The organism is Clostridium sp. (genome assembly GCF_036781005.1).
GTDB lineage: Bacteria > Bacillota > Clostridia > Clostridiales > Clostridiaceae > Clostridium_B.
Genome location: NZ_DAIQBT010000007.1, coordinates 117577 through 123576, shown reverse-complemented (window position 1 = coordinate 123576; position 6000 = coordinate 117577). Strand labels below are relative to the sequence as shown.

Annotated in this window: 6 protein-coding genes; 1 reads left to right on the top strand and 5 read right to left on the bottom strand. The window is 30.7% G+C overall.

All coding sequences use genetic code 11. From position 1 onward, the window contains the following. The first annotated feature begins 624 nt into the window (after positions 1–624). Positions 625–1590 (top strand): helix-turn-helix transcriptional regulator, encoded by a 966-nt coding sequence (locus tag V7Q02_RS04650; protein ID WP_333859818.1) that lies wholly within the window; start codon positions 625–627, stop codon positions 1588–1590. 7 nt (positions 1591–1597) lie between these two features. On the opposite strand, the gene V7Q02_RS04645 is transcribed toward V7Q02_RS04650, so the two are convergent. The 5 genes from V7Q02_RS04645 to modA all read right to left on the bottom strand — a co-directional run bounded on the left by V7Q02_RS04645 (position 1598) and on the right by modA (position 5703). Then, positions 1598–2548, bottom strand: coding sequence for a hypothetical protein (locus V7Q02_RS04645; RefSeq protein WP_333859817.1), 951 nt, complete (start codon positions 2546–2548; stop codon positions 1598–1600). 186 nt (positions 2549–2734) lie between these two features. Beyond that, positions 2735–2941 (bottom strand): TOBE domain-containing protein, encoded by a 207-nt coding sequence (locus V7Q02_RS04640; protein WP_333859815.1) that lies wholly within the window; start codon positions 2939–2941, stop codon positions 2735–2737. A 130-nt stretch (positions 2942–3071) separates the two neighbouring features. Next, positions 3072–4142 (bottom strand): sulfate/molybdate ABC transporter ATP-binding protein, encoded by a 1071-nt coding sequence (locus V7Q02_RS04635; protein ID WP_333859814.1) that lies wholly within the window; start codon positions 4140–4142, stop codon positions 3072–3074. 1 nt (position 4143) lies between these two features. After that, positions 4144–4830 (bottom strand): molybdate ABC transporter permease subunit, encoded by a 687-nt coding sequence (gene modB / locus V7Q02_RS04630; protein ID WP_333859813.1) that lies wholly within the window; start codon positions 4828–4830, stop codon positions 4144–4146. Positions 4831–4893: 63 nt separating this feature from the next. After that, on the bottom strand, positions 4894–5703 hold the full coding sequence (gene modA / locus V7Q02_RS04625) for a molybdate ABC transporter substrate-binding protein (RefSeq protein ID WP_333859812.1): 810 nt from the start codon (positions 5701–5703) through the stop codon (positions 4894–4896). Between the last annotated feature and the right edge of the window lie 297 nt (positions 5704–6000).

The following is a 6000-nucleotide window of genomic DNA, read 5'->3' as shown; positions in this document are numbered from 1 at the left end:
GTTGTAGATTTTCCAATTCCACCTTTTCCATAAATAGCTACTTGTCTCATTTTTCATTCTCCTTTACTAGATAAATTTTAAAATACAAAATGCAATTTTTTTAAAATAAACATTCATTAATTTAAGTTTACTTTTTTTATGTGTTTAATAATTATTTCAAAATATATCACAAGTTCTTTAAAAAAGCAACAGTAAAATTATTAATTTATCAATACTCATATATTTAAAATGATAACCTTATCAAAAGCTTTTTCTCAAATTATCACACTAATATGAAATCTGATTATATTGTATTTTGTATGGTTATAATATATTTTATAATTGTATAAGTCTATATAATGTTATGTTATATTATGTTATGTTAATAATAGATGTTTATCTTACTTTTTGATAGCGTTACATATATTTTAATCATTTATTGTTATTTTAAAAAAATTTAAAATATATTTTTTTAACAATTATTATTTTTAATATTTCTATATTTTAAAATAATTAAATATAAATTTGTTTATAAATTTGTATTTTTAATAAATATGTATTAAAATTATTGTTAAAATTATTATACAAACTAATGGTCTATAATTTTGCAATATATTATCATATCTTTACGAAAGGAGATAAACTATGATAGAAAATAATACAGCCTTAACTCCTCAGGAAGTTGCCCAAATGCTAAAAATAACTAAAAATACAGTTTATGAATTGATCAAAAGAGGAGAATTAAACGGATATAAAGTAGGAAAAAAAATTAGAGTAGATTCAAAAGATGTAGAAGACTATAAAAATAAAACTAAGAATACAGCAGAAATTTCTCATAGACCTATTAACAAAGATGACTTGTCTTATTCTAATATGTTTTATCCTGGAAATGCAGATACCAATGATGGTTTTGTAATTTGCGGACAGGACGTACTTTTAGATATATTATCCCGACATATAGAATTTCACTGCCCAGGTATTAGAACTTTTCGTTCATATGTAGGGAGCTATAACGGACTTCTTGCATTATATCTTGGTAAAGTCCAGGCGGCTACTTCTCATTTATGGGATGGGGATTCTAATAAATATAACATACCCTTTGTAAGAAGATTGCTTCCGGGAATTCCAACAGTAATAATTCATCTGGCTTGCAGAATGCAAGGTTTTTATGTACTCCAAGGAAACCCTAAAAAAATTCAAGGCTTTGAAGATTTAAAAAGGCCTGATATTACTATGGTGAACAGAGAAAAGGGATGCGGTACCAGAATTCTTTTAGATGAACATTTAAGACTACTAAATATTACAGGTAACAACATAAAAGGTTATAATACCACAGAATATTTTTCACATCTTGCAGTAGCTAGTGCCATAGCAAGAGGTGAGGCAGACCTGGCCCTTGGAAATGAAAAGACCAGCCTGCAGGTTAAAGGTATAGATTTCATACCACTTCAAAAAGAAAGATATGAATTGGTTATAAAAAAAGAAAACATGTATGATTCTCCCTTTAAATCAATAATAGAAATAATACGCTCCAAAGAGTTCAAGACAGAACTTTCTGGCATAGGGGGCTACGACCTTACAGAAACAGGAAATATTATAGCAGAACTATAGCATAATTTTAATAGCCTGTACAGGATGAACAGGGGGAACTTTCCTCAAAAGGTGAACTTTTTATATGAAAATTATATTGATTAATAATATATTCAGCAGGAAATCTATGGTGTATGCCACTGCTGAATTTTACTTTATATTCATGGAATTCTATATTCAAAGGTACAATTTCCATAAAATTTTCATCAATTACACTTGATTTTAATAAAGGCTCATACAAACTTTTTTCTCCTTTTTTGCTTATAACTTCTATACTATCTGTAGAAGTTATAAGTGATTGCACTCTACCTGTATTAGAAAATTTCACAGAATTAGAATCTCCATGAATACCCATAGCCTGGGTATCATAAGCCATTATAGTACCTATTTCAGTGGAGATAGCTGTAGGTTTTGCAGGTTCAAAAGACTTAAGTTTGCCATCTTCATAAAAGGATACTCCTATACGTACAAATACATCTCCTAAAGGAGAATTTATTTTAATATCATTTTTACTCCAGAAAGTAATGCTCTTTATATTTCCACTTTTATAAAAATATACTGAAATAATCTTCTCTTTTAATTTTCCTGTAGAAATATCAATCTCTATTTCTTCTGCCAGATTGTATTCATCTTTTTCGGACCAGTAGCCTGTTATTTTGCCATTTAAAGGGAAAATTCTCTTTATACTTTCATCTTCATAAAATGTAATAAATTCAGCCGGTAATATACCAATAGAAGTGTTAACATCAGTCTGTTTTTCAAGGTAAATTTTTTTTAAATTTCCATTATTGTAGAAAGCAACAGAAGGTATATGTTTACTCCTTTCTTCACCGTATTCGTATTTAGGTATTAAAAGCCCATAGGGAGTTTCCAGTTTGTTTAATTTATCCAATGTGCACTCCTTCATGGCCCCATCTGCGTAATACTTAACATAATTTAACCCTTTTAAGACTCCATATTTAGTATTTATAGATTCCATCATTTCCCTCCTAACTTAATATACAGTTAAAAGTTAAGAGTTAATAATTAAAAGTTATGGATGATTTTTTTCCGCTAAAGCCCTGAAAAATCTAAAATACAGTACTCTAAAATCTAAGACTTTCCACAGCAAAACGGAGAAAAATATCCTTAACTTTTCACTCTTCACTTTTAATTTTTAATTAGCTTACGCCATTAATATTACAGAAGATGCTTTAATTAAAGTTGTAACCTCTGAGCCAACTTCAATACCTAAATTTTTTAAAGACTCCATGGTAATAATGGAACATATGGATCTACCATTACCTAAATCTACTACAACTTCTGCATTTACAGCACCTTCTTTTATTTCAGTAACTTTTCCTCTCAATTGATTTCTTGCACTTATTTTCATATTTATCTACCTCCTTAAAGTACTCATATTTTGTTTCAATTTAACGTAATTATACCTTTTTACAGTTTTTTTGCAACATATTTTTTAAAAACTAAGAAAAACCATGATATAATTATTCTATAGTTTTCCCTTAATTTGATCTCATTAAGAAAAGCTGGTCTTTTCCCATACATATATTCCAGGGTTGTTCTAAATTCTCTATATTATGCCACATTTCCTTTGTAATTTCCCAGCGCAGACTCTCTATTTTGCCATAGGCTCCCTCCTCTACACTATCCAGGCACACTTCCACAGTAAAGGGACTTTCATTTATATGATTTACCTTGCATTTAACAATATTATCTTTTTGTCCCGATTCTCCAAGACTTATGTAATGGGCTCTTATTCCCACATAACATTGGGATTTTTCAATTTTTTTATTAACTTTAAGAGTACATCCCCAGTCCAGAGCCTCTAAAGTATTTTCATCCAACACTTGAATTCTAGATATATTTTTACACCCTGTAAGCCTTGCTGCTGCTACAGTACCAGGATTTTCAAATATATAATTTCTATTTCCAAAAATCTCTACTGCTCCATTATCCATTATTACAATATTTTTACAAATACGATATATTTCATCTCTATTATGGGATACAAAAACCGTAGTACCCTTATAGCTTGAAAGTACCTCTTTAAGCTTCTCTTCCATTTTATTTCTCAAATGGCTGTCCAGCGCAGAAAATGGCTCATCTAAAAGCAGTATTTCAGGATTTATGGCCATAGCTCTTGCAATGGCCACCCTCTGCTGTTGTCCCCCTGAAAGCTGAGTGGGAAATCTATTTTCCAGTCCTTGAAGATCCATCATACTTATTTTTTCATTTATTATTTTCCTTTTCTCATCATCTGACATACGGCTTAATCCAAAACCTATATTCTGGCTTACTGTCATATTGGGAAACAATGCATAATTTTGAAATAAAAATCCGGTTCTTCTCCTGCCGCTTTTAACATTTATCTTTTTTTCTCCATCATATAAAACTTTTTCATCTAACATTATCTTTCCCTTATGTGGTGTTTCAAGACCTGCAATACACCTTAAAGTCATACTTTTACCAGAACCTGAAGCTCCAAGAACTCCTATAATATTATCTCTGGTATGAAATTTAACATTTAAATTAAATCCAGAAAAATTTTTTTCAATATCAACGTATAATCCCATGTTATTCCCTCCTAACTCCATAAACATTTCTTTTTTCATGTTCATTCCAATAGTTCATAAGAAAAATCACTATAGTTGAGATTATTACAATCAATATAACCCACATAAGAGCCTTATCCATTTCTCCGCTTTCAGCTGCAAAATAAATAGCCAGAGGAATTGTCTGGGTTCTGCCCGGTATATTTCCAGCCACCATAAGAGTAGCTCCAAATTCTCCAAGAGCTCTTGCAAAAGAAAGAATTGTAGCTGCAGCTACGCCTGGCCAGGCTAGTGGCAGTATAACTTTCCAAAAAATTTTCCACCGGGATACTCCAAGAGTTCTGGCTGCATTTACAATATTATTATCCACCTGTTCAAAGGCCCCTTTAGTTGTCCTATACATCAGTGGAAAAGCAATAATAGTTGCGGCTACAACTGCAGCAGGCCATGAAAAAATCAAGGTAGTACCAATTTTCAACAAAAGTTTACCCATAGGTCCATTTTTTCCAAATATAAGCAGTAGAAAGAATCCCACTACCGTAGGGGGCAGTACAAGAGGTAATGTAAATATAGTATCCACAGCGCTTTTAAATTTTCCATTATAATTGGTCATCCAATAGGCAGCAGCAATTCCAACAAAAAATGTTATGATGGTAGCTATAAAAGTAGTTTTCACTGAAATCCATGCTGGTGAAATATCAAAATTCATTCATATCACCTCTTTAAAATCAAATCAGACTATATGTTCCCCAATTTTCTACTCTCTTTTAAACTATTCTCCCATTTTAAATCCATATTTCTCAAATACTGCTTTAGCTTTATCACCAGACAGGAACTTTAAAAAGCTTTTAGCTGCTTCTGCATTTTTGCTGTCTTTAACTACTCCTACAGGATATACCACAGCTTTATGAGAATCCTCCGGTGCAGTGGCTGCAATCGTAACCTTATCAGATACTAGTGCATCAGTTTTATAAACAATCCCTGCATCTGCATTTCCCGTTTCAACCCAGGTTAAAACTTCCTTTACATCTTTTCCATAAACAGCCTTTGACTTAACTTTATCCAATACATTCAAGTTTGTAAGTACTTCTTCTGCATATTGTCCAGCAGGTACACTCTTAGGCTCCCCAAGAGCTATTTTTTTAACATCATCTGATGTTAAATCCTCAAAGCTTTTAACTTTAGCTGAATCTTTTGGTACAACTAGTACTACATCATTTTGCAAAAGATTTTTAATGGTATCACTTACCATTAAATTTTTATTTTTGAGTTCATCCATCTGTTTTGTGGCAGCGGACATAAATATATCTGCCGGCGCACCCTGTTCAATTTGCTTCTGCAAGGTACCGGAGGCTCCAAAATTGTATGTAATTGCAACATTTGAGTTTTCTTTCACATACAGTTCTTTAATTTCATTCATGGAATCTTTTAAACTGGCAGCAGCAGATATAGTTAAAGTTGTCTTTGTTGAAGTATCGGATTTTTGATCCTTTGAATTTTCAGCAGTATTGCCACAACCTGCAGCCAAAAATACAATAAGTGAAAACAAAATTAAAGATAAAATTTTTTTAGTTCTTTTCAAATTAAATACCCCCTTAAATTAAAAAAATTAAATTGCCATGACAAAACATAACATTACATAACATAACTAGATAAAGCCAGAAATTACATCTATTTTTTATAATGTAATATTATGTATTATTATATATCTATGATTATATATTCAAATAAAGTATTAATCAAGAGTTTTCTGATAATTTATTATCATATTTACAATATTAAAGGTTTTCATTAACCAATTAAGAAATAAAAAGTTTTTTTATGCTTTAACTCATAATTTGTAGATAATTTGAGAAATGTATGTAAATTTAGGAATTGA

Excerpts from the sequence above, each read along its gene's own strand:
- V7Q02_RS04650 (WP_333859818.1), top strand. The coding sequence starts at position 625 with ATGATAGAAAATAATACAGCCTTAACTCCTCAGGAAGTTGCCCAAATG.
- V7Q02_RS04645 (WP_333859817.1), bottom strand. The coding sequence starts at position 2,548 with ATGGAATCTATAAATACTAAATATGGAGTCTTAAAAGGGTTAAATTAT.
- V7Q02_RS04640 (WP_333859815.1), bottom strand. The coding sequence starts at position 2,941 with ATGAAAATAAGTGCAAGAAATCAATTGAGAGGAAAAGTTACTGAAATA.
- V7Q02_RS04635 (WP_333859814.1), bottom strand. The coding sequence starts at position 4,142 with ATGGGATTATACGTTGATATTGAAAAAAATTTTTCTGGATTTAATTTA.
- modB (WP_333859813.1), bottom strand. The coding sequence starts at position 4,830 with ATGAATTTTGATATTTCACCAGCATGGATTTCAGTGAAAACTACTTTT.